Origin of the sequence: Cupriavidus sp. SHE (genome assembly GCF_000812445.1) — a bacterium.
Taxonomy (GTDB): Bacteria; Pseudomonadota; Gammaproteobacteria; order Burkholderiales; family Burkholderiaceae; genus Cupriavidus; species Cupriavidus metallidurans.
In genome coordinates, this window is sequence record NZ_JWMB01000010.1 from 51227 (window position 1) to 75360 (window position 24134).

Annotated in this window: 21 protein-coding genes and 1 pseudogene; 12 read left to right on the top strand and 10 right to left on the bottom strand. The window is 60.9% G+C overall.

Annotated elements, in window-relative coordinates; all coding sequences use genetic code 11:
• Positions 1–154: 154 nt before the first annotated feature.
• Genes RN01_RS05395 through RN01_RS05400 form a run of 3 tightly spaced genes read right to left on the bottom strand, consistent with a single transcriptional unit; the run spans position 155 to position 1462 of the window.
• Positions 155–805, bottom strand: coding sequence for an isoprenylcysteine carboxylmethyltransferase family protein (locus tag RN01_RS05395; RefSeq protein ID WP_008646317.1), 651 nt, complete (start codon positions 803–805; stop codon positions 155–157).
• The gene (locus RN01_RS32840) at positions 802–1050 is read right to left on the bottom strand and encodes a DUF2933 domain-containing protein (protein WP_008646314.1); all 249 of its coding nucleotides are present in this window, start codon (positions 1048–1050) and stop codon (positions 802–804) included. The genes RN01_RS05395 and RN01_RS32840 overlap by 4 nt, the downstream gene beginning before the upstream one ends.
• Before the next feature lie 10 nt (positions 1051–1060).
• Positions 1061–1462 (bottom strand): hypothetical protein, encoded by a 402-nt coding sequence (locus RN01_RS05400; protein WP_008646311.1) that lies wholly within the window; start codon positions 1460–1462, stop codon positions 1061–1063.
• Between the two features lie 379 nt (positions 1463–1841).
• Between RN01_RS05400 and RN01_RS34525 the strand changes: the two genes are divergently transcribed.
• The 5 genes from RN01_RS34525 to RN01_RS05425 all read left to right on the top strand — a co-directional run bounded on the left by RN01_RS34525 (position 1842) and on the right by RN01_RS05425 (position 9813).
• The gene (locus RN01_RS34525; RefSeq protein WP_008646309.1) at positions 1842–2645 is read left to right on the top strand and encodes a MerR family DNA-binding protein; all 804 of its coding nucleotides are present in this window, start codon (positions 1842–1844) and stop codon (positions 2643–2645) included.
• Between the two features lie 796 nt (positions 2646–3441).
• Positions 3442–4422 (top strand): HlyD family secretion protein, encoded by a 981-nt coding sequence (locus tag RN01_RS05410; protein WP_029309014.1) that lies wholly within the window; start codon positions 3442–3444, stop codon positions 4420–4422.
• Between the two features lie 3 nt (positions 4423–4425).
• Positions 4426–7188 (top strand): ribosome-associated ATPase/putative transporter RbbA, encoded by a 2763-nt coding sequence (rbbA, locus tag RN01_RS05415; protein ID WP_029309015.1) that lies wholly within the window; start codon positions 4426–4428, stop codon positions 7186–7188.
• A 2-nt stretch (positions 7189–7190) separates the two neighbouring features.
• Positions 7191–8318: an ABC transporter permease gene (locus RN01_RS05420; RefSeq protein WP_008640744.1), complete on the top strand. Its 1128-nt coding sequence runs from the start codon at positions 7191–7193 to the stop codon at positions 8316–8318.
• Positions 8319–8334: 16 nt separating this feature from the next.
• Positions 8335–9813 carry an efflux transporter outer membrane subunit gene (locus RN01_RS05425; protein WP_051705528.1) on the top strand — a complete coding sequence of 493 codons (1479 nt, stop codon included), beginning with the start codon at positions 8335–8337 and terminating at the stop codon, positions 9811–9813.
• Between the two features lie 1012 nt (positions 9814–10825).
• Here the strand turns inward: RN01_RS05425 and RN01_RS32850 are convergent.
• Positions 10826–11104: an NUDIX domain-containing protein gene (locus RN01_RS32850; RefSeq protein ID WP_231582260.1), complete on the bottom strand. Its 279-nt coding sequence runs from the start codon at positions 11102–11104 to the stop codon at positions 10826–10828.
• Positions 11105–11217: 113 nt separating this feature from the next.
• Here RN01_RS32850 and RN01_RS05435 point away from each other — a divergent pair, with 113 nt between their 5' ends.
• Positions 11218–11673, top strand: a complete 456-nt coding sequence (locus RN01_RS05435) for a group 1 truncated hemoglobin (RefSeq protein ID WP_008648942.1) — start codon at positions 11218–11220, stop codon at positions 11671–11673.
• A gap of 534 nt (positions 11674–12207) precedes the next feature.
• On the opposite strand, the gene RN01_RS05440 is transcribed toward RN01_RS05435, so the two are convergent.
• From RN01_RS05440 to RN01_RS32855, 3 genes and pseudogenes are all read right to left on the bottom strand, one after another.
• Positions 12208–13212 carry a DUF2950 domain-containing protein gene (locus RN01_RS05440; RefSeq protein ID WP_324608819.1) on the bottom strand — a complete coding sequence of 335 codons (1005 nt, stop codon included), beginning with the start codon at positions 13210–13212 and terminating at the stop codon, positions 12208–12210.
• Positions 13136–14287 (bottom strand): annotated as a pseudogene (locus tag RN01_RS05445) (DUF3300 domain-containing protein). Before RN01_RS05445 ends, RN01_RS05440 begins: the two are co-directional and overlap by 77 nt.
• A 163-nt stretch (positions 14288–14450) precedes the next feature.
• Complete coding sequence (locus RN01_RS32855) at positions 14451–14732, bottom strand: CopK family periplasmic copper-binding protein (RefSeq protein WP_029309018.1); 282 nt, start codon at positions 14730–14732, stop codon at positions 14451–14453.
• A 1073-nt stretch (positions 14733–15805) separates the two neighbouring features.
• On the opposite strand from RN01_RS32855, the gene RN01_RS05455 reads away from it, so the two are divergent.
• From RN01_RS05455 to copK, 3 genes are all read left to right on the top strand, one after another.
• Positions 15806–16219, top strand: coding sequence for a hypothetical protein (locus tag RN01_RS05455; protein WP_051705529.1), 414 nt, complete (start codon positions 15806–15808; stop codon positions 16217–16219).
• A gap of 910 nt (positions 16220–17129) precedes the next feature.
• Complete coding sequence (locus tag RN01_RS33785) at positions 17130–17486, top strand: Cu(II)/Cu(I) resistance protein CopM (RefSeq protein WP_152564929.1); 357 nt, start codon at positions 17130–17132, stop codon at positions 17484–17486.
• A gap of 28 nt (positions 17487–17514) precedes the next feature.
• Positions 17515–17799 (top strand): periplasmic Cu(I)/Cu(II)-binding protein CopK, encoded by a 285-nt coding sequence (gene copK, locus RN01_RS05465; protein ID WP_080709873.1) that lies wholly within the window; start codon positions 17515–17517, stop codon positions 17797–17799.
• A 24-nt stretch (positions 17800–17823) separates the two neighbouring features.
• On the opposite strand, the gene RN01_RS05470 is transcribed toward copK, so the two are convergent.
• The 3 genes from RN01_RS05470 to RN01_RS05480 form a co-directional block, all read right to left on the bottom strand.
• Entirely contained in the window at positions 17824–18234 is a 411-nt protein-coding gene (locus RN01_RS05470; RefSeq protein WP_231582261.1) for a copper resistance protein CopN, read from the bottom strand.
• Positions 18235–18370: 136 nt separating this feature from the next.
• Entirely contained in the window at positions 18371–19762 is a 1392-nt protein-coding gene (locus RN01_RS05475) for a heavy metal sensor histidine kinase (RefSeq protein WP_029309023.1), read from the bottom strand.
• Complete coding sequence (locus tag RN01_RS05480; RefSeq protein ID WP_029309024.1) at positions 19759–20445, bottom strand: heavy metal response regulator transcription factor; 687 nt, start codon at positions 20443–20445, stop codon at positions 19759–19761. Before RN01_RS05480 ends, RN01_RS05475 begins: the two co-directional genes overlap by 4 nt.
• Positions 20446–20649: 204 nt before the next feature.
• On the opposite strand from RN01_RS05480, the gene RN01_RS05485 reads away from it, so the two are divergent.
• The 3 genes from RN01_RS05485 to copC are packed head-to-tail and all read left to right on the top strand — an operon-like array spanning position 20650 to position 24090.
• Positions 20650–22485 carry a copper resistance system multicopper oxidase gene (locus RN01_RS05485; RefSeq protein WP_029309025.1) on the top strand — a complete coding sequence of 612 codons (1836 nt, stop codon included), beginning with the start codon at positions 20650–20652 and terminating at the stop codon, positions 22483–22485.
• Between the two features lie 30 nt (positions 22486–22515).
• The gene (locus tag RN01_RS05490) at positions 22516–23661 is read left to right on the top strand and encodes a copper resistance protein B (RefSeq protein ID WP_035884344.1); all 1146 of its coding nucleotides are present in this window, start codon (positions 22516–22518) and stop codon (positions 23659–23661) included.
• Positions 23662–23703: 42 nt separating this feature from the next.
• Positions 23704–24090, top strand: coding sequence for a copper homeostasis periplasmic binding protein CopC (copC, locus tag RN01_RS05495; protein ID WP_029309027.1), 387 nt, complete (start codon positions 23704–23706; stop codon positions 24088–24090).
• The last annotated feature ends 44 nt before the right edge of the window (positions 24091–24134 follow it).

Below are 24134 nucleotides of genomic sequence, written 5' to 3' on the forward strand. Positions count from 1 at the left end.
CGTTGCAGGCGGCATTGCTCGATAGTGCTCCGGCACCCGATGGGGCACTATCATCAGGTCCGCATGCGAGCGGCACGGGGGCACCATCGCAAGGACCGTACGCTGCAGCTAGGACGGTGTGTAGGCGGGTTGAGGGCGGCGAATCGCCTTCATATCAGCCTCGCTGGCGCGGACTCGAGAGGGATGGCAAGAAGCGCGGTGTTCGCGCGGCGTAGGCATCGAACTCGGCACCGAACTGCTTGCGCATGTCGGCTTCCTCGTTGATCGCCAGCCGCGAATACATCACGACGAGGAAGGGGAACATCAGCAGCGTCAGTAGCGTCGGCCACTGCAGCAGGAAGCCAAGAAGGATGGCCACGAAGGCCACGTACTGCGGGTGTCGAATCCTGGCATAGGGTCCGCTCACCGCTAGCTGTCCGCGTTTTTGTGCGCTGTATAGCACATTCCAGGCGCTCGACAGGAGCCAGAAGCCGCCGCCGATGAAGACGTAGCTCGCAATATGTAGCGGGCTGAAGTGCGGGTCGCCCTTCTCGCCCAGCAGCGTCGACCAGAGATGGCCGCTGTTGTGAGCAAGCAGGTCCAAACTCGGATATCGCGTCTGAAGCCAGCCGGAGAGCAGGTACAGCGTCAACGGAAAGCCATACATCTCGACGAACAGCGCGACGATGAACGCTGCAAATGTCCCGAAAGTTCGCCAATCACGCGAGGTCTGCGGCTTGAAGAAACTGAAGGCGAACATAATGAAGACCGCCGAGTTCATGAGAACGAGCAGCCATAGCCCATAGGCGGGCGCATCGTGATTCATGTGCGATCTCCATGTGTCGTTTTAGCCGGCTTGCAAAGATCGCTTGCTGCAGCATGACGATGCATCAGCACATGGGCAACGACGCATGTTGCGAGAAGGACCGGCGGCAGAGCAGCCAGGTAGTGGGCCCCGTGTTCCGTGAACAGCATGTAGATGCTTGCGCCCGAGAAAGCCAGAAAGCCCAGGAACCATCGCGAGCGTGAAAACGTCGGACTGGAGGGGCCGATGCGGTGAGATGCTGTCATGGCGTCCTCCTCACTTCACCGACTCGGGCAGCCGGTCCATCATCAGCTGCATCATGGATTGGCACATGTCCATGCGCATTTCGAGCATTCGCTGCCTCTCGGAGGGCGGCGCCGACTCTGTGCCTTCCTTCATAGCGCTCATCATCGCCATGCCGTCCCGCATCGCCGGCATGTGCTCGGCCATCAGCGCTTTGCGCTCCTCGGGGGTCTTCGCCGCCACCATCCTTTCGTGCATTGCCTGCATCGACTTCATTTGAGCGTCCATGCCCTCGACGCTCGGCACCAGCGGCGCCGCGGCCGTAGGTGCGCTCGAACCCGCAGGATGATGGGCTTGATGGTCGTCTTGCGCGAACGCAGACAAGGTGACAAGGGCGGCGCCGAAGACGACCGCGATGCAACGCACGAATGCCATTACTTGCTCCTTTAGCCGTAGGTATTTGTCGTGGGGGGGCGAACCATATGTCGTTGCCAGCAGACAAATCCCATATTAAAACTCCGTAGCCGGGTACAGAGTCAAGGTTGCGCGTGCCGGGTGTGACCGGCACAGCTGCTCCTAGAAGGAGGCGTTATAGCGCGAGACGTGCAAACAGCAGCCAGGCTGGCGGCTGTGGAGGAGCCCGCTGGTGGCTTCTCGATGGGATGGCTTGCGAAGCCAGGGCCGAGGTCAATTCCTGGGCGGTATAAGAAGGGGACGGAAGCCCAACAAGGTCGAATGCGAAGGTCGGCGTCTTCTGAATTGCAGACTGGTTGACCTCGTCGCAGAGTTTCAGGCAAGGGGCCTTCGACGGGTCATGGCTCCCCTCTTCATGCTGCCCATGGGCGCCCTCATGCGCCCCATGCGCGTGACCTTGGTCGTGCCCATGTCCAGCAGCATGATGGTGCTGCTGCGGGGACTCCAGCAGGCAGGCATTTGCCATCCCGGTCGCAAGCGCAAACAACCATACCCCCAGCACCATCCACGCGATGGCGCGAATCCTGCGGGAATTGCGGGGGTTGAGAAGTCTGCGCATGTGCGGCCCATATACCCAATGGCAGTAATGCTATGCGCAGGCAAGTTGCGAGATATTGATCTCGATCAAATGAAGGCAGGGGTCAACTACGCAGTACTGCGTTATCCTGCCATGGTCATGAAGAAAACGGTAGATTCCTCGATGAACGAAGGTCCGGGCGATTGGATGACTGTCGGCAGGCTGGCGAAAGTCGCTGGCGTCGGTGTAGAGACGATTCGCTATTATCAGGGGCGCGGGCTCTTGCCGATCCCGAAGACTGCCGGCAGCTTTCGGCATTACCCCGCTTCAATGGTTCAGCGGATCGGCTTTATTAAGCGTGCACAGAGCCTGGGCTTCTCGTTGGACGAGGTGGGATCGCTCTTGGACCTGGAGGACGGACGGAATCGCCGGGCCATTCAGACCGTGACGCGGCGGCGCCTTGAACAGATTGACGAAAAGGTCGGGGATCTTGAGCGCATGCGAGATGCTCTGCGTGACATGCTCGTGCGGTGCGAGGAGACGGGGCAGGCCTCCCCTTGCCCCATCATCGCTGCACTTGTTGGTCCTCCTCCGGACCCGCAGCCGCTTACCAATCGATTGCGATAGCTCGCGGGAACAACGTCGCTGGAGACGTGCGCGAAAAGCTGAGGATTCTGAGGATTCCTCGCAGGCACCGCCGCTGCTGCCTGGCCGCGGCCCCTTGACATTGACACAGTGGTAAGGTGAGTGATCTGCGCGGAGCGTAATTGGCTGCTACTGAGCCTTTTTCCTGCGCCCGACGATACCTGATTGCTTGCGTCTGACCCAACTTGGGATCGCCGTTCGGCGACGCAAGACCGTCCGGGCTTCCGTCAAACGCCTCCCGATCACGCAGAGCAAGGCCTCGGGACGGTCCAGGAATACGTTGCCTGCCGTGTCGAGAAAGGAAATCCGATTGTTGCGCAGGCTCTCGGCCATTTTGGGCGAGAAGGGTCGACTACTGCCTTATGTGGATTGGGCAACGGAAAATTGCCTGGCCGACTCCCGTTGGACCGGGTTCGGCCAGGAGTGGCCATCGACTGTTGTCGCCCAGAGCAGACGCTCAAGGATCCGCCTACCGCCCTAAGACCTTGGGCGGTGGGCGCTAACCGCCGGCACAACAGGGGGCAGGCTTGTGCCGCCATTTGGGTTCCCCGCCGGTGCCCGGTCCTGTGCGGAAAAACCGAAGGATCCTTCTACGGCGGCCTTGCGAACGATCAAGGAAGTCGTTCCTGCAGGAGCTTCCCCCCGCAAACGGGGCTTGTGCAGCGCATCAACGGATGTAGCATGATGCGCTTCATCGCCCCCCTGGGTACTGCGGCGCCTCGCTGCGCCATCGTGCCCGCCAGGCCCGGGGTACCTGCAACGACTCAACGAGTAGTAAATGAAGAACAAACTCCGCTGGGGCCTGCTGGCCTTGCTCATAGTGCTGCTCGGCGCTGCGGCCCTGTGGTGGGGGTACGGCCGGGGCGAGCGGTGGCCGGCCGATATTGCCCACGCGAACGGTCGCCTGGAAATGGCGCGCGTCGACGTGGCCGTCAAGTACGGCGGCCGCGTGGTTGAGTTGCCCGTGCACGAAGGCGATGTGCTGGCCGCCGGGGCGACAGTGGCACGCCAGGATGACGCGGAACTGCGCGCCCAGCTCGAGGCCGCCATGGCCGCGCGAGCCCGGGCGGCCGACGCCGCGCGGCGGGCGCAGGCCGAGACCGGTGCACGCATTGCGCGCCAGCGCATGGCCCGGCTGGAGTGGTCCGAGACGGTCAAGCTGTTCAGTGAAGGGCAGGTGTCTGCGGTCGAGCGGGACCGCCGGCGGATCACGTTGGACGGCGAACAGGCCGGCGTCGACGGCGCCCGTGCGGCACTGGGCGAGGCGCGCGCCGCCATTGCCGAAGCGGATGCCCAGGTCGCGCGCCTGAAAGCCGTGCTGGCGGAAACCACGGTGCGTGCGCCGCTGGCGGGCCGTGTCGAATACCGCGTGGTGGAGGTGGGCACGGTGCTGCCCCCCGGCGGACGCGTCGTCTCGCTGCTGAATCCGGACGATATCTACTTCACAGTCTTCCTGCCCGGCCCCCAGGCCGGCCGGCTGGCCATCGGCGCACAGGCCCGTATCGTGCTGGACGCTTTTCCCGGAGAAGTCATTCCTGCGCGCATTGGCTATGTCGCTGGCGAGGCCCAGTTCACACCCAAGTACGTGGAGACAGAGGGAGAGCGTGCCAAGCTGATGTACCGTGTCAAACTGCAGTTGCCGGTAGAAGTCGCGCGCAAGCTGGCGCCGCGCCTGAAGGCCGGCATGACCGGCGAGGGCTACGTCCGGCTGGATCCCGCCAAGCCATGGCCGGCAACGCTGGACTCGCGCGGGGAATAGGACATGGGCGGCATCGGCGGCGAGCAGTCCGGCGCCATTTGCGTGGAGGGGCTGACGCATCGGTACGGTGGCACGCGCGCGCTGGAGGGCGTCTCGCTAAGACTGCCGGGGCACAGCACGATCGGCCTGATCGGTCCCGACGGCGTGGGCAAGTCGACGCTGCTTGGCATCATCGCTGGCGTCAAGAGCATCCAGCAGGGGCAGGCCTCGGTACTGGGTGCCGACCTGCGGGATCGCGCTCAGCGCGAGTCCATCCTGCCGCGCGTGGCATACATGCCCCAGGGGCTGGGACGCAATCTCTATCCCACGCTGTCCGTGTATGAGAACGTTGACTTCTTCGGGCGCTTGTTCGGCCTCGATGCAGCGGAGCGCGCCGCGCGCATCCGCCGGCTGCTCGATGCGACCGGCCTAGCCCCCTTCCCTGACCGCCCCGCAGGCAAGCTGTCAGGTGGTATGAAGCAGAAGCTCGGGCTGTGCTGCGCTTTGGTGCACAACCCCGACCTGCTGATTCTCGACGAACCCACCACTGGCGTCGACCCCTTGTCGCGGCGCCAGTTCTGGACCCTGGTCGACGACCTGCGCGCCGAGCAGAAGGGCATGAGCGTGATCGTGGCCACCGCCTACATGGAGGAAGCTCAGCGCTTCGAGCACCTAGTGGCGATGGATGAAGGCCGCGTCCTGGTCAGCGACAGCACCGCCGCAGTCCTGCGGCGCGCGGGCACCGATGACCTGGAGCAAGCCTATATCTCGCTGCTGCCGGCGGCGCGGCGCGGCGACGCGACGGGCCTGATCATCCCGCCGCGCGCACCGGAGGACGGCGAGCCGGCGATCGAGGCCGAGGGCCTCACGCGGAGGTTTGGCGGCTTCGTCGCCGTCGATCATGTCAGCTTCCGCATCGAGCGCAGCGAGATCTTCGGCTTCCTCGGCTCCAACGGCTGCGGCAAGACCACCACCATGAAGATGCTGACCGGCCTGCTCGATGTCACCAGCGGCACCGCCCGGCTGCTGGGCAAGCCGATCGATACCACCGACATGCGCACCCGCATGCGCGTCGGGTATATGTCCCAGTCCTTCTCGCTGTACGAGGAGCTGACGGTGCGGCAGAACCTGGACCTGCATGCCCGCCTCTACCGCATGGAAGGCGAGCATGCCCGCGATGCGGTCGCGCAGGCGCTGGCCGGATTCGAGCTAGCGCCTTACGCCGACGAACGCCCGGCCGCGCTGTCGCTGGGCATCCGCCAGCGGCTGCAACTGGCTGCGGCCTGCCTGCACGGTCCCGAGGTGCTGATCCTGGACGAGCCGACCTCCGGGGTCGACCCCGGCGCGCGGGATATGTTCTGGCGGCACCTGGTGAAGCTATCGCGCGAGCAGCGCGTGACCATCTTCGTTTCCACCCATTTCATGAACGAGGCCGCCCGCTGCGACCGGATTTCCTTCATGCACCGCGGCCGCGTGCTCGCGGTCGGCACACCGGAGGATCTGCGCGAACGGCGCCATGCGGACACGCTGGAAGATGCCTTCGTAGCCTACCTGGAGGAAGCCGAGTCCAATGGTGCAGCGCCACCGGTGCCCTCCCCGGCGACGCGGCCGACGGGTAACATCCAGGCCCGAGACGCTGGCGAGGCGCCGCGCCGCGCCGCAGCGGCGCCGCTGGCCCGCATCTGGGCCTTTGCCCGGCGCGAGTCCATCGAACTGGCGCGCGACAAGCTGCGGCTCGCCTTCGCCATCTTCGGGCCGATCGTGCTGCTGCTGGCGGCGGCCTGGAGCGTGTCCTTCGACGTGGAAAACGTTCGCTTTACCGTGCTCGATCGCGACCAGAGCCTGGCCAGCCGCGAACTGCTCGAGCAGTTCGCCGGTTCACGCTATTTCGTGCCGGCGGGCAGTGCACGCGATGAAATGCAGGTGCGGCATGTGCTGCGTGCCGCCAACGCTTCGCTGGTGGTGGAGATCCCGCCAGGCTTCGGCCGCGACCTGCTGGCCGGGCGCCGTCCCGAGGTAGCCTTCCATATCGATGGCTCCAGCCCTTTCCCCGGCGCCACCGTGCGTACCTATGTCAACGCCACGCTGCTCGGCTACGCGCAGGCACGCGCCCGCGCGCTGCCGACGGCGGCCCCCACCCTGCCAATGAGCGTCGAAACGCGCTTCGTCTACAACGAGCAGTTCCGCAGCATCTATGCCATCACCCCGGGCATCATCATGCTGGCGCTGATCCTGATTCCCACCATGCTGACGGCGCTGGGCGTGGTGCGCGAAAAGGAGATGGGCTCCATCACCAATCTCTACGCCTCGCCGGCAAGCGTAGGCGAATACCTGGTGGGCAAGCAGTTGCCCTACGTCGGCCTAGCCATGCTGGCCTACCTGACACTGGTGGCCCTGACCGTCACGCTGCTGCAGGTACCGCTCAAGGGCTCCTTCCTGGCCCTATCGCTGGGCGCACTGCTGTTCATTCTGGCCGCGACCAGCCTGGGCTTGCTGATGTCGACGTTCGTGCGCTCGCAGGTTGCCGCGATCTTCGGCACCGCCATCCTGTGCCTGATTCCCTCAGTCAACTTCTCTGGCCTGCTCTACCCCGTCTCCACGCTGACCGGCAGCGGCTACTGGGTGGGACTGGGCTTCCCTTCCTCCTGGTTCCAGCTCATCAGCCTGGGGAGCTTTACCAAGGGGTTGGGCGCGGACAGCTTCGGCGCCATGTACCTGGCGCTGCTCGGCTTCGCGCTGGCCTACCTGGCCGGAGCGCGATGCCTGTTGCGCAAGCAGGAGGCCTAGCGATGGTGCAATGGTTCAAGAACGTCGCGCGGCTCAGCCGCAAGGAAATCTTCAGCCTGTTCAGCGATGCCACGCTGATGATCCTGATCGTCTTCGCCTTCACCCTCGCGGTCTATTCTGTGGCCAAGGGGATCAAGGCCGAGGTGTCGAATGCCTCGGTGGCCATCGTCGACGGCGACCATTCGGCCCTGTCGCGCCGCCTTCGCGATGCCGTCCAGCCACCCTACTTCAAGCCGCCGGTGGACATCGACCGGCGCGATATCGATGCCGAGCTCAACCGCGGCCGCTACATTTTCGCGATCGAGATCCCGCCGCGCTTCGAAGCCGACGTGCTGGCAGGCCGCGCGCCGGCCGTGCAAGTGCTGGTGGACGCCACCGCGATGACACAAGCCGGACTAGGCACGGCGTACCTGCAGGAGATCTTCACCAGCGAGACGCTAGCCTTCCTGCGCGCGCGCAACATCCAGGCGCAGTTGCCGGCCACTGCCGTGCTGCGCGTCCTGTTCAACCCGAACACGGAATCCTACTGGTTCACCTCGACCATGCAGATCGTGGTCAACATCACGGTGCTGTCCATCATCCTGGTGGGTGCCGCCGTGATCCGCGAACGCGAGCACGGCACCATCGAGCACCTGCTGGTGATGCCGGTGCGCGCCAGCGAGATCGCTGCCGCCAAGATCATCGCCAATGGCTCGGTCATCTTCCTCGTTTCGCTGTTGTCCCTGTGGCTGGTGGTGAATCTATGGCTGCAGGTTCCGCTCCAGGGATCGATGGCGCTGTTCGCGCTCAGCACCGCGCTGTATCTGTTCTCGGTGACGGCGCTGGGGATGTGGCTGGCCACGCTGGCGCCGGCCATGCCGCAGTTCGGCTTGCTGGCGGTGCCGACCTACGCCGTTGCCTACCTGCTGTCAGGCGCAGCCACGCCGGTGCAGAGCATGCCGGCCGCCATGCAGCCGGTGGTGCAGTTGCTGCCCACCACGCAGTTCGTCACGCTGACGCAGGCAATCCTCTTCCGCAGCGCAGGCGTCGACGTGGTCTGGCCGCAACTGCTTGGTGTCACGGCGGCCGGCGGGATCTTCCTGACGCTGGCGCTCACGCGCTTTCGCGCCATGCTGGCGCAGCAGGGCTGAGCCAAGTGGAGCAGACATGAATCGGAGCAAGGATGTGAAGCAGAGTAAGGCCGGATTCCCACTGTGCGCTGCCGCGCTTTCCGCCGCCACAGTGATGCTGGCAGGCTGCACTGCAGTGGGCGTAGACGTACCGCCCGCCCTCTCGGCGCCAGCCGCTTTCCAGATGGTGCCGCCGTCGGACGGCATGCAGGCCGACGTGGCGCGCTGGTGGCAGGGCTGGCAGGACCCCGACCTGACCCGCCGCATCGACGCGGCGCTGCGCGCCAACACCGACCTGCGAGTGGCCCGGGCGCGCGTGCTGGAAGCCCGTGCCATGGCGGCCGTGGCCGACTCGGCGCGATATCCCACGGTAGCCGCACTGGCCGGCGCCGCACGCGGTGAGGGCGACCTGCGCAGCCCTTCGCCGGCGCCGGATGGCTCGCCGGCCCTCGAAGCCTATGCCGCCGGCCTGAGCGCGTCCTGGGAGGTCGACATCTTCGGGCGGCGCGCCAGCGATGCCGCCGCGGCGGCGGCGCTGGCGCAGGCCGCCGAGGAGCAATGGCGCGGCGTGCGCCTGACCATCGCCGCCGACGTTGCGCAAAACTACCTGGAAGCGCAAGGCCTGCAGCGGCGGCTCGCCTTGCTCGACCGCAGCCTGGTCACGCTGGCCGCGCTGCAGCGCTATGCGGAGGCGCGCTTTCGCGCCGGACAGGCCCTGGCTTACGACGTGGAGCGCGTGCGCGAACAGATCACCGCACGAGAGTCGGAGCGGCCGCTGCTGACCAGCCAGATCGAGGTGCGCCAACGCCGGCTGGCCGTACTGGAGGGCAAGGTGGCGCAGTCGGCCCAGGCCCTGCCCGCGCCCACTGCCTTCAACGTGCCACCGGTGCCCGTCGGCGAGTTGCCGTCGGCCGTGCTCGAGCGCCGGCCCGACGTGCGCACCACCGCGGCCCTGCTGCGCGCGCAGGCGGCCAGGCTCGGCAGCGCCAAGGCCGATCTGCTGCCGCGCTTCTACCTCAGCTTCATCGGTCTGGATGGACGCATTCGCATCGACGGGTTGCCGGCCCTCAGCGGTACCGGCGGCCTGCTGAGCGCCGGCGTCGACCTGCCGCTGTTCAACGCCGGGCGCATCCGCGCGAATATCGCGGCCAACGATGCCCGGCTGCAAGCGGCACTGGTTGAGCACGAGAAGGCGGTGCTGCGCACGCTGGAAGAAGTGGACAGCGCCTACGGCGTGCGCCATGGGCTTGACCTAAGGAGCCAGCGGCTGGAAGGCACCCTTGCTATTGCCCAGCGCAATGCCAACCAGGCGCAGCGGCTGTATGAAGGTGGGCGGCGCACTCTCCAGGACGTGCTCGATGCCCGCATCGGCGCACTCCAGCGAGAAGACGAAGTACTCCAGGCGCAGACCGGGCAGGCCCTTGCCACGGTCCAGCTCTACCGGGCGCTGGGCGGCGGCTGGTCAGAGGCGGACACGGTCGAGCCAGCTTCTGCAGACCGGGACGCGCGCGGCTGACACCGATGGGCGGGCGGGTTCACGGCCGACTCGACGAACCCTGATGCAATCGGCTCCCCATGCCGATAGCGGCCCCCCTAGTATGAAGTGCCGGTTGTTGTCCGTGGAGACGATGAACGCCGCCTAGTGATTGGCAGGACTTGTTCTACAACGCCGCTATCGTAGTCACCTCGAAGTGAGCTTCGACTTCGGGTGTTGGTAGATCTCCCCACCCTCGCCAGCCATGGGCAATGGGATGCTTTGGAGGCCTCTTACCCGTCTCCAATATTGTCTGCTACGGGCCGTCGACATCTTTCGATTCTGTGCCGGAAAGCAGCCAAGGCAACTATATTTGCAAGACCCGTAACCTTTCCAAGACGATTCTGGATATCTTCGCAAGCAGGCCTGCCGTCATCGGAGCCGGCGCACAAATGGCGTCAACCTGGGTGCAATGGGGGGTGCTTACCAACAATAAGAAGGGCTTTCTGCGCTGCTCAATGTCGCGCATCACCTCAAGCGAGGGATGCTTCGACATGGGGTCTCCAATCCGTACAATCCGATGGCAACTCGCTTGCGCTGCTGTACGAGAACGGCCGCAAAGCAAAGCTTCCCTTTGACGGAGAAGTTTGGTTGAAAGCTTATGTCGATGGCTCTGAGCGTACAGTTCAAGTGGAGTCGGGGACGCGATTCCGATGGCGGGTGAATGGCCGGTAGTGTCCAGACCAACGCAGCCGATGTACTTTTCCCTGCTCGCCAGAAATGGAACGCGGTTCTTCTCTTTGATAAATGGAACCGTCCGGAAATATGGCGTTTGATTCCTGACCGCCCCCGACATAGAGCCGTCAACACGTTCGACGAAACCAGCAACGGGAAGCTCGTTGAGACCAGTCGGCGTGCACCAAGCAGCAATGCAGCTCTAGACGCTACGACAACGAAGGCTTGCATATTGTCGAAGGAAGTAGGGGCGGACAGGAAAAAAAGAGCGCTGCCTCGGAACGAGTCCAGCGCCCTCCGGATAAACTCACTCCATAAACTAGAGCAACGTGGTCTCCTCCAGCAATTCCCGGCTTGCCGCATCAACAAATGGCTCGTCCTTGCTTGGACGCCCGCCCGGCAGCGCCCACGTGCTGCCGTCCTTGGAAACCAGCAACACGCGATCGCCGCGAGCACAAACCACCGTGGCTCTAGCCGAGGGCTTTGGCGGCCTCGTCGTCGAAGGCGTGTATGCACGTCGCTTGCTCGCTCCGTTGGGCGCCGGAATCTGGTCTTTCGATGCTTGGACCAATGCCACGCGGCAGCATGGCAGAAGCATTCCAATCAACCGGTGTGCGATCCCGCACAGATCGACCAGCTCGGGTGTATTAGGTTGCTGTTCGCGGGATTGCTGCCCCGCAAACTCCTGCAGGAGACGGAGATGGGAACACTGTGGAGAGCATTCTCGCAATCTCGTTCGCACTTTGCACTGCCTTTGGGCCGGCAGTATCGGCGCAACAGACCATTACCCAGGCGTCCCTTTATGATCGTTTGGGAGGGCTAAAGGGCATCACAGTCGTGGTCGACGATTTTATCGACCGACTCGTCGCAAATAAAACACTAAACCAGAATCCTGCCATCGCTGCGGGCCGCAAGAGTTCTCTGCCACCATATCTCAAGTTCCAGGTTGCGCAATTGGTCTGCGAGGTCAGCGGTGGCCCATGCAAGTACACCGGAAAGCCGATGAACGAGTCGCACGCTCTTCTGAATATCAGCGAGCGCGAGTGGGATGTGATGGCCAAGGAGTTTAAGAAGTCCCTGGACAAGTTCAAGGTTCCGGCAGCAGAGCAAAAGGAGCTGTTTGATATTGTCGGCAAGACGAAAGCGGATATTGTCGTCAGGAAATGATCCTCGCCTTGGCCGAAGCGACCGTTGCATACTGGGACACCTTGCGCGTAGTCGCGTCCCAGGCTGTCTCAGCGCCGCCGTAAGGCGTCGAACGCCAATCCGAGCGTGATCCCGACCAATGCGAGAACCCGCCTGGGGCACCACCTATGGAGCAGCGATCGGAAGCTTGGACGGCGTCGCCTGCTGTCGACCGTTATCTGCTAGTGAACATCCCGTGCCGGCGGATCAGCGGCTCGGCAAAGGTCCGCTCGACGAACTCCCGCAGCTGGCTCAGGTCGGTCCGGGTGCAGACCTCCGTGGTCTGCACCGAGGCATGGCCGAGCAGCGCCTGTGCCTCATCGGTCTTTCGGCGCGGTTAATCCGGACTCTCGACCACGGGTATCGTCGTGGTGTGCGTCAAACGGATTGCATCCTATTCAGATTGACCCTGACACGCTTGACCTTGGGTAAATGTCAGAAGCAATACTCCGACCCTCGCCTGCGCAAACGCCTATAGGCACTGCCGATAAGGAAGGCGTAGCTAGATGAAGGAAATCATGGTGAGACCCGGCGCCAACCCGGGTCGGGATCAAACGACTTCATTGCCGCAGCCTTGGTCGCACCGTCCAGGCCCAAGTCACGCTCGTAGACCTGGCCCTCATGGCTCATCATGAAGCTCATAACACCAGTGTCATGGTAGCGAACGGGCCAAGCCAACACAGCAAAACCATCGAGCATCCTTCCATTTACGACATAGTCGAATGCTCCGCCTGGCGCGTGATCGCCTTGAGAGGTCAGGAGTTTGTAATAATATCCGTAGTAGCTTTTCGTCCTGACATTACGTTTGCTCGCCGTGGAGAAGCCCGGCCCATGGGGGCTCCGGGGCCTAGTTGCACGTGTCGGATGGCTCATTTCGGCTTGCTCATCAGAGATGCTGGTCTTGTTGGCGGCATACACCGACACAGCAGAGCGGTGCTGTTCGGCCAAGGCGTACTTGTACTGCGCGTCGTAGATTGCCAGCATCATCTGGATTACGGCCAGCTCGTTTCGACTGATCCGACGCACACGCATTTCTTCAACACCGGCTCGCGTATCGAAACGCCAGCCTTTCGCAGTTTTCACCAAGGGAATAGGCAATGTCCAACCGTCGTTGCCTACGGCGATGTAGGCGTAATTGCCTGCTGCCTGGATCGCATGCGAAACATTCCAAGCGTCGAGGAACTGCAATCGAATCTCGGCGCCAACGGGTGGGATGAAATCTCGAAAGTTAGACCCCAAGATGGCCCTCATGGCCCCCACGTCGTTGGCGGCGATGGCATCGCCAAACGCGCTCATCGCGACCGCTGGGGAGCTAAACAGACTGTTCGCGAAACTAGCGGGAAGCGCCCCGAACGCGAGCGCCAATATGGTGGCCACCGAGCGAGCTACGGCGGCAAGCCGGCAGCCGGGAAATCGCATTGGCGATTTCATGCTTAACCGTCCTTTAGCGCCTACCCCCGCCGCGTCCACGCGCGCCACCGCCGCCATATCCGCCACCGCCTCCACGACCGCCACCCGCATTTCCACCACCACCGCCGCGTCCGCCGCCGCCCGTTCCGATGCCTGAGGACTGCAAGCTGGAGTGTCCACGGTCGAAATCGCGCTGGGCGGTTGCGCCGCGCCCGCCAACGCCCTGGAAAGCGCCGTCGCGTCCACTGCTAGCGCCGCCTGCGCGATTGCCACGGCCGCCAGCGCGGTCCGAGACGCGGGCACGATTACTCGCCTGGCCCCGATCACCAGTTCCACCCCGGCCGCGGAATTCGTTGCGCCGGTCTGCACCCGCCATACTCCTGCCATCGAATTTCTCACGCGAAGCGTTGTCGCGATACGCTACACCCTTGCGGTGGGAGGCATCAACGGTAAAAGTAGCGGTCGATATTGGCTGCCTTGTTGAAGTTGATGTTCACGTCGCCGTGGCCCCAGTTTGCGCTCCCGAAAATTGCCCCGGCCGCAACCAAGCCTACGCCCCAGGCAAATCCGGTGGCCAGTGCCGCGCCAGGATAGTAGGCGGGATATGACTTCCAGTAGTAAGGCGGATATGCCGGGTAACTCCAGCCCCCGTAGACCGTGGTGGGGATGTAAGCGGCACATAAATGAACTGTGGATCCGCAGGCTCGATGCGCACGATTGACTGGCTGGCCTGCCCCCGTATTGGCGCCGGCGCAGGTTCCACGATCACGTTCTGCTGCTTGCTCGACTTGAGGTTCCCAGACTGCTGGGCGTGCGCAATCGCTGTACCGCAGCGAGCACGTCCGACTCCTGAGCGAGAAAAGCGTCACCAAGCTTCTGTGCCCAATCGAGTCTGTCGCTCATCGGCTCTAGGGCTTATGGAATGGCGACCAGCGATTTCACGCTGACATCCCACGCCAGACCTCTCGACTGCCTTGAGCACGACATTGCCCTTTACCCCCGGGTTGGCCTTGACCAAGCGCGCTGCTTGCACGATCTCCTGCGGATAGGTGGAAGCCATCACAACTTAAGTCAGAACCGAGTCGGGATAGAGCGCGATGGGCGCGACCAGTGCCTCGAATTCCTCAGGCTTGAAGGGGGCAGCGTGGGCCGGCACCTCCTGAGCATGCAAGGTAATCGAAACCATCGCCAGCACCGCGAACAGCCAATGCATATGGTTTGGGCCAGTCGTTCACCCCAAATATTCGTGGCTTCCCTCCTTGCTTGTCCGTCTCAATGCCACTAAGCCCGAACCTGTGTAGTGTCCTGATCCGTCGTTTCCGGGACGGAGCAAGCGGGCGCTCAAGAAATCAATTTCCACGTCGCTGTTCCCTCCTGTTATCGTCAAGGCGAAATATCTGGTTTTCTTTCATAATAATCTTACCGCCATCCTTCATCTCCATAGCCATACCCTCTTTCATATGCATGTCATGGCCATACGGATCCTTCATGACTATTTTTCCATTATCCATTACATGAACATACGATCCATTTTTGAGTTCATAGGACTTCACAACTTTGCTTGTATCTTCTGCGGTGGCCGAGAATGAAATCATTGTCGCGAATACTGCAGCGGCGATTCTATTGCGCATGACGGCTCCTGATTGGGAAGCACCGAAAGGAACGACCATTTCACTTTATACCAACCAACGGGGTGTGTACACGACACGACCGACTGCTTGCCATCACGGCTGTTTGGTGTCGACGGCGGGGGGCGCCGAGCGCATTTAGATGCGTCGTGTACGACTGTCAAGTGCGACTCCCAAGCGGCGTGAGGATTCGTCCTCACAGATGTGCGAGGCTTGCTCGGGGCGAGTCAAGTGCTGGTCAAACTCAGCATTGCAAAATGCAATGTGCCCTATAAGCTGCAAATATGTTTAAGGGAAAGATAACTACACTTTCCGTGGGTATCGTAGTCAACGATGCAATTTAGCCGCGAAGAGATTCATCATCTGCTGCGAGTTTGCGAAAAAACTAAACAATTCGATGCCCAGATCTCGGCTTTCGCAAGCGTAGGGTGCAGTGACACCGTTGCGGCGGTCTAGTCCACAACTAGCAGTATCGACACCAGTGCCACTTTCTCCCCCTGGACTTTCTCCGTCTTGAGACTGATTGATTCCCAGCTTTGCCACCGTCGGCCGGGGCAAGCGCTTCACGCAAAGTTCAACGGGTTGGATACGGCAAAGATTCCGCAGCCTCTGCCATTTATGTGTCGTTAACAGCACCCATGATGGCGATGATGCTGATGCACAAAACGCGATGGATTCTGCTGAAAGACAGATCGGGAATTCTCGGATTCAAAGAAGAAAGTTCTGCCCTCAAATATGGCCGTGGTGGCATGTGTGGGATCGAGCTTATTGCCGGTAACAGGATCTGTCGTGCCACTAGAATCACTCTCTGGCGGGCTGGTTACATCACTATACTGATGACCCTGCCCCGCCCGGCAGCACTGCCCTGCATCAGGATCGAGTCCGTCGCACAACATACCCAAAGTATCAGCTTTGGGGTGTCAACCAGCCGTGGAGATTGATGCAAGTCAACCTGGGAAGAAAGCCCATTTCTAAACTGCATTCAGAAAGACAAGACGTGGCTCGGCTCCCCGGCTTAGAAGAGAAGGAGGACTGTCATGCGGCCCAAAACCTGGAGGTACTTGGAATGTCTCATCATGGCAGTGCTTTTTGCGATCCCATCGCACCTGCTTGCACAATCGCGCTTGGAGCGGGATGGCGTGGTGCTCTACTGGGGCCTCGTGCCCGCAGCCATCGTCGCGCAGAGGCACTCGCTTGAAGAGATGCACGGATCCGTGCCATCAGGGGGCCGACTTCAGCACTTGGTCGTGGCGCTATTTCGCGCCGATGGTTCTCGCATTGACGACGCCATCGTGCGAGCCCAACTCAGCGAAACAGGCATTGTCGACCCTGCGCCGAAGTATCTGACGCCGATGACCATCAATGGAGAAGCGTCCTATGGGCAGATCTTCACGACAGTGCTCAGTGGAACGATTCATTTCCGCATATATGTAAAGCTCTCGAGGCGAGATTCTGACATTGAATTCGACATATTGGCCTCGCCGCAATAAGCGGGAGCCGGCAATGCTTCATGGCTTCACTGAGTTCATACCGACTACCACGGCTTCTCTGATCGATTCAGAATGGGGCATCCCCAGTGAATCAAAAAACCTTGCGATACGGCATTGCTGTGATTGGGGGTTGTGACGTTTGATTGGATTGGGGCGGTGCTGTCACGCTTTACATTCACGATCGCTGACATCGAGACTTGCGCAAACAAATGCGATTGCTGCAGATCCTGTTTCAGCCTGTGAAAAACCCGACCTCGCGTTCCGTCAGCAGTTGACGCCGGCATAGATAACATTCGTGACCCCCGAACGTTGCTTATGCAACGCCGTGTCTACAACAAGCACTGCTACGAAAAGCAAAAGCAGAAGCAGAACGAAGCATTGGCACCGTTTTCCCGAAGACAGGAAATCGCGCAATGGTTGTATGCAGCCGCGCATGCATTGCACGATTCTATGCAGTCTAGGTAGTTCTCGTGTGGCATTGAATCACTCCTTCAGTTTCAGAAAATGGGAGGACCCCGCTGCCAAAAGTAGGGGCTGCGCGATCCACGAAAAACGCGACATCCACTCCTCGAATTACGTGAATCTAAAAGCCACATAAATTGATCCTTTCAGAGTGGCCACAGGCATTTCCGTATCAGAAATGACGCAATGCGGATAAATTCCGAATCGATGCCATTTCGCCACCGTCAGCCGTTGCAGATTCTTGGCCGGCGACGACGAATCCTTGCATTCGATACCGTACGAAACTACATCTCCAATCTCTTCTATTTCGTGCTGTGAACGTTAACCTCAATCTTTCTGGAGGATTACATTTACGCCCTACCCGGCCCACGGCCTTGGTCCAGGAATAAAATGAAATTGAACAACCGCACTCGAACGCCCCATCCGCTGCTGTGATGTAACGATGCGAATGAAATCAGGCATGCCTCTTTCCTTGTCCGTTGGCGCGGCACTCTGCTTTGCGCCCGGACAGGTGTGGGCGATACAACTGGCATGGGTCGCCGAGACGCCGGCTGGATTGGGCATTGAAGGCATCAAGGCCGAACGCCGCGATGAAGGCAATGAAGTCCAACTGCTGGCTCTGGCGGCCAATCCCCGGCATCACTCGGTGAAGCATGTCACACCGCCGAAGGCCACGAGCACCTCGCCGGAGAGATTGGAGCCGGCATCCGCTCCGGATACTCAACAGACGGGTTGCCAAAATTCCAAGAGGACAAGGTCCACCGAACCAGTTGTTCCACAACATAGTGAACCCAATGCGCCCTAGTGCAGGACAATAACCTGGAGATCTAATGATGAAACAAAAACTGATAGTCGGAGCCTTCATTGCTGCCATCTCGCTGGCTGCGGCCGCGGTCGATACGAGCAATGTCGTAAAAACCTATGAGTTGCAGGACGGTTCGAAGGTGCACGTCTTCAAGGACGGCAAGATGGGCATGGAGAACAAGTTCGGCAAGTCCATGAACATGCCGGAAGGCAAGGTCATGGAGACCAAGGACGGCACGAAAATCATCATGAAAGGCAATGAGATTTTCAGGCTTGACGAAGCCCTCAAGAAGGGCCACAGCGAAGGGGGCTAATCCTACCAGGGCGCTTTGCGCGCCCTACTTCGCCCGCTCAGGGATTGCAGAAACGAAGATCCGCAACGGTTTCGTTGCCTGCATTCTCCATTCCTTCTGCTCCCCCGCAAGCAAATGAATCGGCACGGGCTGAGTACCCGTCATCGGCGTCATGGCTTCGCTCTGGGATAGCACGACAGCAATGTCGATGCTTTTATCTCCCGGGTTTCGCAAACTGAGCGAAACCGTCTCGCCGGTCCGGAGGGCACGGCTCGCGGGTTGGCCGTCGAGATGATCCACTTCCACGATCCACACCGTGGCCGGCAATGTTTCCCCGGGCGCACCCGGCGCCAGATACGCCGCAGGATGCACGTCCGGTACAGGAATGATATGCGCGTGAGCGACAAGCCCAGATAACCCCGCCAGCCCGACGATTCCATACTTGATTCGGCGCAACGCTTGTCTCCTTTGCATTGGAAAATTTGAAACACTTCCCGCAACTTGCATCCGCCTCCCGAAGGAAGCGGCCCGATACGGCAACGCACCCGGGCGGCGCCCCTGTGTCACTGTGCGCCAGGCCCTTGTGTGGAAATCAGGTCAGTCCAATGCGACCATGCGGGAAAGTCATGGTGAAACGGGTTTTCCCGCCGGAACAGGCCGCAGCAATTTTCCCGCCATGCGCAACGACGATGGCCTTAGTGATCGACAGTCCGAGCCCGACACTGTCCGAATCCAGTCGCGCCCTTGATTTATCGGCCCGAAAAAACCGATCAAAGATATAAGGAAGCAGATCTGGCCGAATCTCCACGCCTTCATTCTCCACCACGATCATGGCATCTGCCCCCCGTTCCCGCGCAGAGACCATGATCTGACGGCCGTCCGCGGTGTAACGCAACGCATTGGACAAGAGGTTGCTGAGCGCACGACGCATCATCAGACGATCACCCGCGATGCGTACATTGCCGTGAAGCTGCAGGGTAACTCCCTTGTCCTCTGCCAGCGCGTCGTAAAAGTCGAAGAGTGCTAGGACCTCGTCGGCAATATCAATCGACTCCTCGCTGGGCAGCGTAATGCCGTGCTCCATTTTCGCTAGATACAGCATATCCGAGACCATCCGGCCGAGACGTTGCAATTCCTCGGCGTTTGAGGTGAGCACGTCGCGATACTTTGCAGCGTCACGTGGCTGCGCCAGAACGACATGTGTCTGCGTCATGAGGTTGGTGATCGGGGTGCGCAACTCATGAGCCAGGTCTGACGAAAACTCAGACAGTCGTTGGAAATCGTTCTGCAGACGCTCCAGCATCGCGTTCAATGTCGCCGCGAGATCTGCCATCTCAACCGGCACCGCAGCCACCGGCATGCGCGCATCCAACCTGTTCGCCGTCACACCTTTGGCGCGCGATGCCATCATTCGCAGTGGCGCCAGACCGCGGCGTGCCGCCCACCAGCCCAGCAAGCCGCTGGCGAAAGCTGCAAGTGTTGTGTAAAAAGCCAAGGATCGGCGGAAAGCGTACATGAAGTGTGCATGAATTTCCGTGTCCATTCCGACGACCACTTTCAAGGCTCCCTCGCTCGCGGCTAAAACGGGCACTTCCGCTCGCATACCGCGGTAGTGCTTGGCCTCCTGCTGCCACACGAACGTGCCATCGGGGTTCAGTCCCTCGTTCGTGGCTTTCTCCGCCGGCCTAAAATCGAAGTCCTGCGTGGCAAAAAGCGTCTTGCCTTGAGCGGTCTGCACCCGCGCGACAAAGCCTGGATGGTGTTCCACCAACTCCTGCAGGCGCGCAGGTAGACGATCCACAGCCGTTTCATCCACGACGCGTTCAATCAGACGGAAGTTGTCACCCAGCACCACAAAATCTTCGTTGGAGAAGTGCCGGTCCATCGTCAGCCAGATGAGCACCCCGAGTCCCAGCAGGACGGCAGCCGATGACAGCGAGAACAGGATGGTCAACCGAACGGTCAGGGACAGCCGGTGTCTCATAGCGGATCCTCGGGCGCCTCAAGTACGTATCCCATGCCGCGAACAGTCTGGATCAGTTTCACCTCAAAACCGTCATCGATTTTTGCCCGCAGACGCCGGATCGCCACGTCGATAACGTTGCTGTCGCTATCGAAGTTCATGTCCCACACCTGGGAGGCTATGAGGGAACGGGGAAGCACCTCCCCCTTTCGACGCGCAAACAACTCGAGCAAGGCGAATTCCTTACCGGTCAGCGTGATGCGTCGACCACCGCGAGAAGCCCGCCGTCGGCTCAGATCCAGAATCAGATCGGCCACTTGAATCCGGTCCATCGCCAGCTGCACCGCGCCTCGACGCAGCAGCGTCCTGACCCTGGCAAGCAGTTCCGAAAACGCAAATGGCTTGACCAGATAATCGTCCGCCCCAAGCTCAAGGCCTCGCACGCGATCAGCAACACTGTCTCGCGCCGTCAGAAACAAGACCGGGACCGCATTCCCTGCCGCGCGGACGGCATGCAGAATATGCCATCCGTCGACGTCGGGCAGCATGACATCGAGAATGATGAGATCGTAGGTTTCGTTGACCGCAAGATGTTGACCATCGAGTCCATTGGCGACCAGGTCGACGACGAAGCCCGCCTCGGTCAGGCCCTGCCGAAGATACTCCCCCGTCTTGACTTCATCCTCCACTACCAGCAGCTTCATTGCCCAACCTCCTCCCAACTCGATCGACCCAATTTTGTTTTTAATACAACTCTCATCTCCGGCGTAGTCTACCCAGTACGCACCAAGGTGACCCTAACCTCTCCGGAATGTAATGTTCGGGTAAGTCGTCAGTAGGCAGCATCTCGCTACTCTGTGACCTGCCGCAAAACCGACGCGGCCATTCAAGCGAAAAGGACTATTTTCATGCTACGTGATCGACCGTCTGGCATCTTCCTGCCCAACTTGCCACGCCGCCGTTTCGTACAAGGTTTGGCCGCCGGTGGGGTAATGGCGGGGCTGAGTGCCTTGGGCGGAACTGCTTGGGCACAATCCTCGGGACTCCCCGAAAGCGCTTCGTCCGGCACCGCCCCGATATTGACTGGGACGGAATTTGATCTTGTCATCGCCGAATCGGTAGTCAACTTTACCGGTACCCCGCGAGTGGCGACGACCATCAATGGGATGCTTCCGGGCCCGACGCTGCGTTGGCGGCAAGGCGATACGGTAACGATCCGGGTAACAAACCGATTGCGCGAGCACACCTCGATCCACTGGCACGGCATCATTCTGCCGTTCCAGATGGACGGCGTACCGGGCGTCAGCTTTGCCGGCATCGCCCCCGGCGAGACATTTACCTACCAATTCAAGGTCGACCAGACCGGAAGCTACTGGTATCACTCACATTCCGGCTTCCAGGAAATGACCGGCGTGTATGGCGGCATCGTCATTGATCCCGCCGCCGGCCTGGATGGTGTCCGAGCCGATCGGGACTACACAATTCTGCTCTCGGACTGGACCGACGAGGATCCCATGCGGGTCCTGTCAAAGCTCAAGGTTCAGAGCGACTACTACAATTACATCAAACCAACCGTCTTCGATTTCTTCCGCGACGTTTCAAACGACGGTGTAAAGAGCGCCTTCGAGAAACGCAAGATGTGGAACGAGATGCGGATGAATCCGACCGACCTGGCGGATCTTTCCGGTGCCACGCTGACCTATCTGACCAATGGCGTCACCCCCGCGGGCAACTGGACAGGCCTATTCAAGCCCGGTGAGAAGGTGCGTCTACGGTTCATCAACGGGTCCGGAAATACGTTCTATGACGTCCGGATTCCCGGCCTGAAGCTCAAGGTCATTCAAGTTGACGGCCAGAATCTGGAGCCCGTGAGCGTTGACGAGTTCCGCTTTGGTCCCGGCGAGACCTACGACGTGCTGGTGGAACCGCGAGACGATGCCTATACGATCTTCTCCCAATCCATGGATCGCACTGGCTACGCCCGCGGGACACTCACGGTGCGAGCAGGGCTCAGCGCACCGGTACCGGCAGTGGATAAGCCCGAGTGGCTCACCATGACCGACATGATGGGAAGCATGAGTGGCATGGACCACGGGAAGATGGACATGGGCGGAATGAACCATGGCGGCATGGCTGGCATGAACCACGGGGCCATGGCAATGGACCATAGCCAACACGCCATGGGAGCCACGGGAATGGACGCTTCGCTCAAGGTCCCCAGCACCAAGGCGCGGCACGCCAAGACCGAATATGGCGCCACGACAGATATGCGCGTGGACACGGCACGAACCAACCTCGACGACCCTGGCATAGGTCTGCGTAACAACGGTCGCCGAGTTCTGACCCTAGCCGATCAACATACCATTGGCGGGCCCCTCGACAAGCGTGGCCCCGGACGGGAAGTTGAACTGCACCTGACCGGCAACATGGAACGCTATTCCTGGTCAATCGATGGTGTTGAGTATGGAAAATCGACGCCGGTCCACTTCAAGTACGGCGAACGACTGCGTGTGATTCTGCACAACGACACGATGATGACCCACCCGATGCACCTGCACGGCATGTGGAGCGAGCTCGAGTCGCCTGACGGTTCGTTCCAGGCGCGACGACATACCATCCCGGTCCAACCTGCGCAGCGGATCAGCTTTCTGGTAACCGCCGACGCACTTGGCCGCTGGGCATGGCACTGTCATCTCATGTTGCATATGGATGCCGGGATGTTCCGCGAAGTACTTGTGGCCTGATCCGATTCTCTTCAACCGACTACCAGACCCATGTACAAGTACACACGAATTGCAGTCGCCGCCCTGCTTACTGCGGGAATGAGCGCCGCGTGGGCCCAGCACCCGCATTCGCCCAACAGTTCAAATAACGAGGGTGCGCCGGCAAACGAAGCAACGCCGGATGCACGTCCCCAGAAGGCGGCAACCCCTGCGAAACAGGGTTCGACGCCGAGCACGGGCCAAGGCTCGATGCAGGGTATGGACCACAGCCAGATGCAAGGCATGGGCCAAGGCTCGATGCAGGGCATGGAGCACGGCCAGATGCAGGGCATGGACCACGGCCAGATGCAAGGCATGGGCCAAGGCTCGATGCAGGGCATGGACCACAGCCAGATGCAGGGCATGGACCAGGGCTCGATGCAGGGCATGGATCATGGCGCCATGAAGATGCAGGGTGGAAGCGCTCCGCCGGACGCCAGAGATCCAGATGCATATTCCGACGGTGCAAAGCTCGGCGTCGGGCAATACGCGATCGGCCCCAGCAGGTCGCTGCATATGGCGGACGAACACATCTTCGCGTCCGTTCTCGTTGATCGCCTTGAATGGACGAAAGGCAACGAAAGCAATGCTGCATCCTATGAAGCGCAGGCGTGGATTGGGAATGCGTTCAACAAGTTCGTCATCAAGGCAGAAGGCGAAGTCGAAAAGGGCAAAGTTCCCGAGGCCCGCACCGAACTCTTGTGGGGACACGCGATTTCTACGTATTGGGACACACAGCTGGGTGTCAGGAACGACGCCGGTTATGGGCGCCCTGCACGCAACTGGCTTGCGTTTGGTGTGCAGGGGTTGGCTCCTTACTGGTTCGAACTCGAGGCTACCGGCTACGTCGGCACCGAGGGACGAACCGCCCTGCGCCTCTCCGGCGAATACGATTTTCTGCTGACCCAGAGGCTGATCTTGCAGCCTAGGTTGGAAGCCAGCCTGTACGGAAAGAACGACCCCGAAACCGGGATCGGCAGTGGCCTTTCCAGCGGCGCTGTCGGACTGCGATTGCGCTATGAATTTAGCCGGCAGTTTGCGCCGTACATCGGTATCGAACGCTCGCAAAGCTTCGGCAATACCGCAAACATGGTCCGCGCCTCCGGTGGCCGCAGCGGCGAGACGCGCTTCGTCGCCGGTGTCCGCATGTGGTTCTGACCACTATCTCTCTTCACACCCCACTAGTAATTGGAGTTCTTCATGCAAGCATCACGCCTCACTATCCGTGCGACCCTCACTGCTGCCGCATTGCTCGTCAGCTCCGTGGCCTTTGCACATCCGAAGTTACTCACGTCGACCCCCGCTGACAAGGCGGAAGTCGCAGCCCCCCAAAAGATTGAACTGAAGTTCTCGGAGAATCTCTCCACGCAGTTTTCCGGCGCCAATCTCCTAATGACCGGCATGCCGGGCATGGCCGACCATTCGCCGATGAAGATCGCAGCGAAGGTGACCGGCGGCGACGATCCCAAGACCATGGTGGTCACGCCCGCGCAGCCGCTTAGCCCCGGCAACTATCGTGTGGAATGGCGCGCGGTGTCGTCCGACACCCATCCGATCAACGGCAATATCACCTTCACCGTCAAGTAAGCTGCAATGGACTGGGCAACTGTCGCAGTGCGTTTCGCACTCTA

Coding starts and splice junctions, on each gene's coding strand:
- RN01_RS05395 (WP_008646317.1), bottom strand. CDS start 805: ATGAATCACGATGCGCCCGCCTATGGGCTATGGCTGCTCGTTCTCATG.
- RN01_RS32840 (WP_008646314.1), bottom strand. CDS start 1,050: ATGACAGCATCTCACCGCATCGGCCCCTCCAGTCCGACGTTTTCACGC.
- RN01_RS05400 (WP_008646311.1), bottom strand. CDS start 1,462: ATGGCATTCGTGCGTTGCATCGCGGTCGTCTTCGGCGCCGCCCTTGTC.
- RN01_RS34525 (WP_008646309.1), top strand. CDS start 1,842: ATGGCTCCCCTCTTCATGCTGCCCATGGGCGCCCTCATGCGCCCCATG.
- RN01_RS05410 (WP_029309014.1), top strand. CDS start 3,442: ATGAAGAACAAACTCCGCTGGGGCCTGCTGGCCTTGCTCATAGTGCTG.
- rbbA (WP_029309015.1), top strand. CDS start 4,426: ATGGGCGGCATCGGCGGCGAGCAGTCCGGCGCCATTTGCGTGGAGGGG.
- RN01_RS05420 (WP_008640744.1), top strand. CDS start 7,191: ATGGTGCAATGGTTCAAGAACGTCGCGCGGCTCAGCCGCAAGGAAATC.
- RN01_RS05425 (WP_051705528.1), top strand. CDS start 8,335: ATGAATCGGAGCAAGGATGTGAAGCAGAGTAAGGCCGGATTCCCACTG.
- RN01_RS32850 (WP_231582260.1), bottom strand. CDS start 11,104: ATGCTTCTGCCATGCTGCCGCGTGGCATTGGTCCAAGCATCGAAAGAC.
- RN01_RS05440 (WP_324608819.1), bottom strand. CDS start 13,212: ATGCGGGTGGCGGTCGTGGAGGCGGTGGCGGATATGGCGGCGGTGGCG.
- RN01_RS32855 (WP_029309018.1), bottom strand. CDS start 14,732: ATGCGCAATAGAATCGCCGCTGCAGTATTCGCGACAATGATTTCATTC.
- RN01_RS05455 (WP_051705529.1), top strand. CDS start 15,806: ATGGCAGTGCTTTTTGCGATCCCATCGCACCTGCTTGCACAATCGCGC.
- RN01_RS33785 (WP_152564929.1), top strand. CDS start 17,130: ATGAAATCAGGCATGCCTCTTTCCTTGTCCGTTGGCGCGGCACTCTGC.
- copK (WP_080709873.1), top strand. CDS start 17,515: ATGAAACAAAAACTGATAGTCGGAGCCTTCATTGCTGCCATCTCGCTG.
- RN01_RS05475 (WP_029309023.1), bottom strand. CDS start 19,762: ATGAGACACCGGCTGTCCCTGACCGTTCGGTTGACCATCCTGTTCTCG.
- RN01_RS05480 (WP_029309024.1), bottom strand. CDS start 20,445: ATGAAGCTGCTGGTAGTGGAGGATGAAGTCAAGACGGGGGAGTATCTT.
- RN01_RS05485 (WP_029309025.1), top strand. CDS start 20,650: ATGCTACGTGATCGACCGTCTGGCATCTTCCTGCCCAACTTGCCACGC.
- RN01_RS05490 (WP_035884344.1), top strand. CDS start 22,516: ATGTACAAGTACACACGAATTGCAGTCGCCGCCCTGCTTACTGCGGGA.
- copC (WP_029309027.1), top strand. CDS start 23,704: ATGCAAGCATCACGCCTCACTATCCGTGCGACCCTCACTGCTGCCGCA.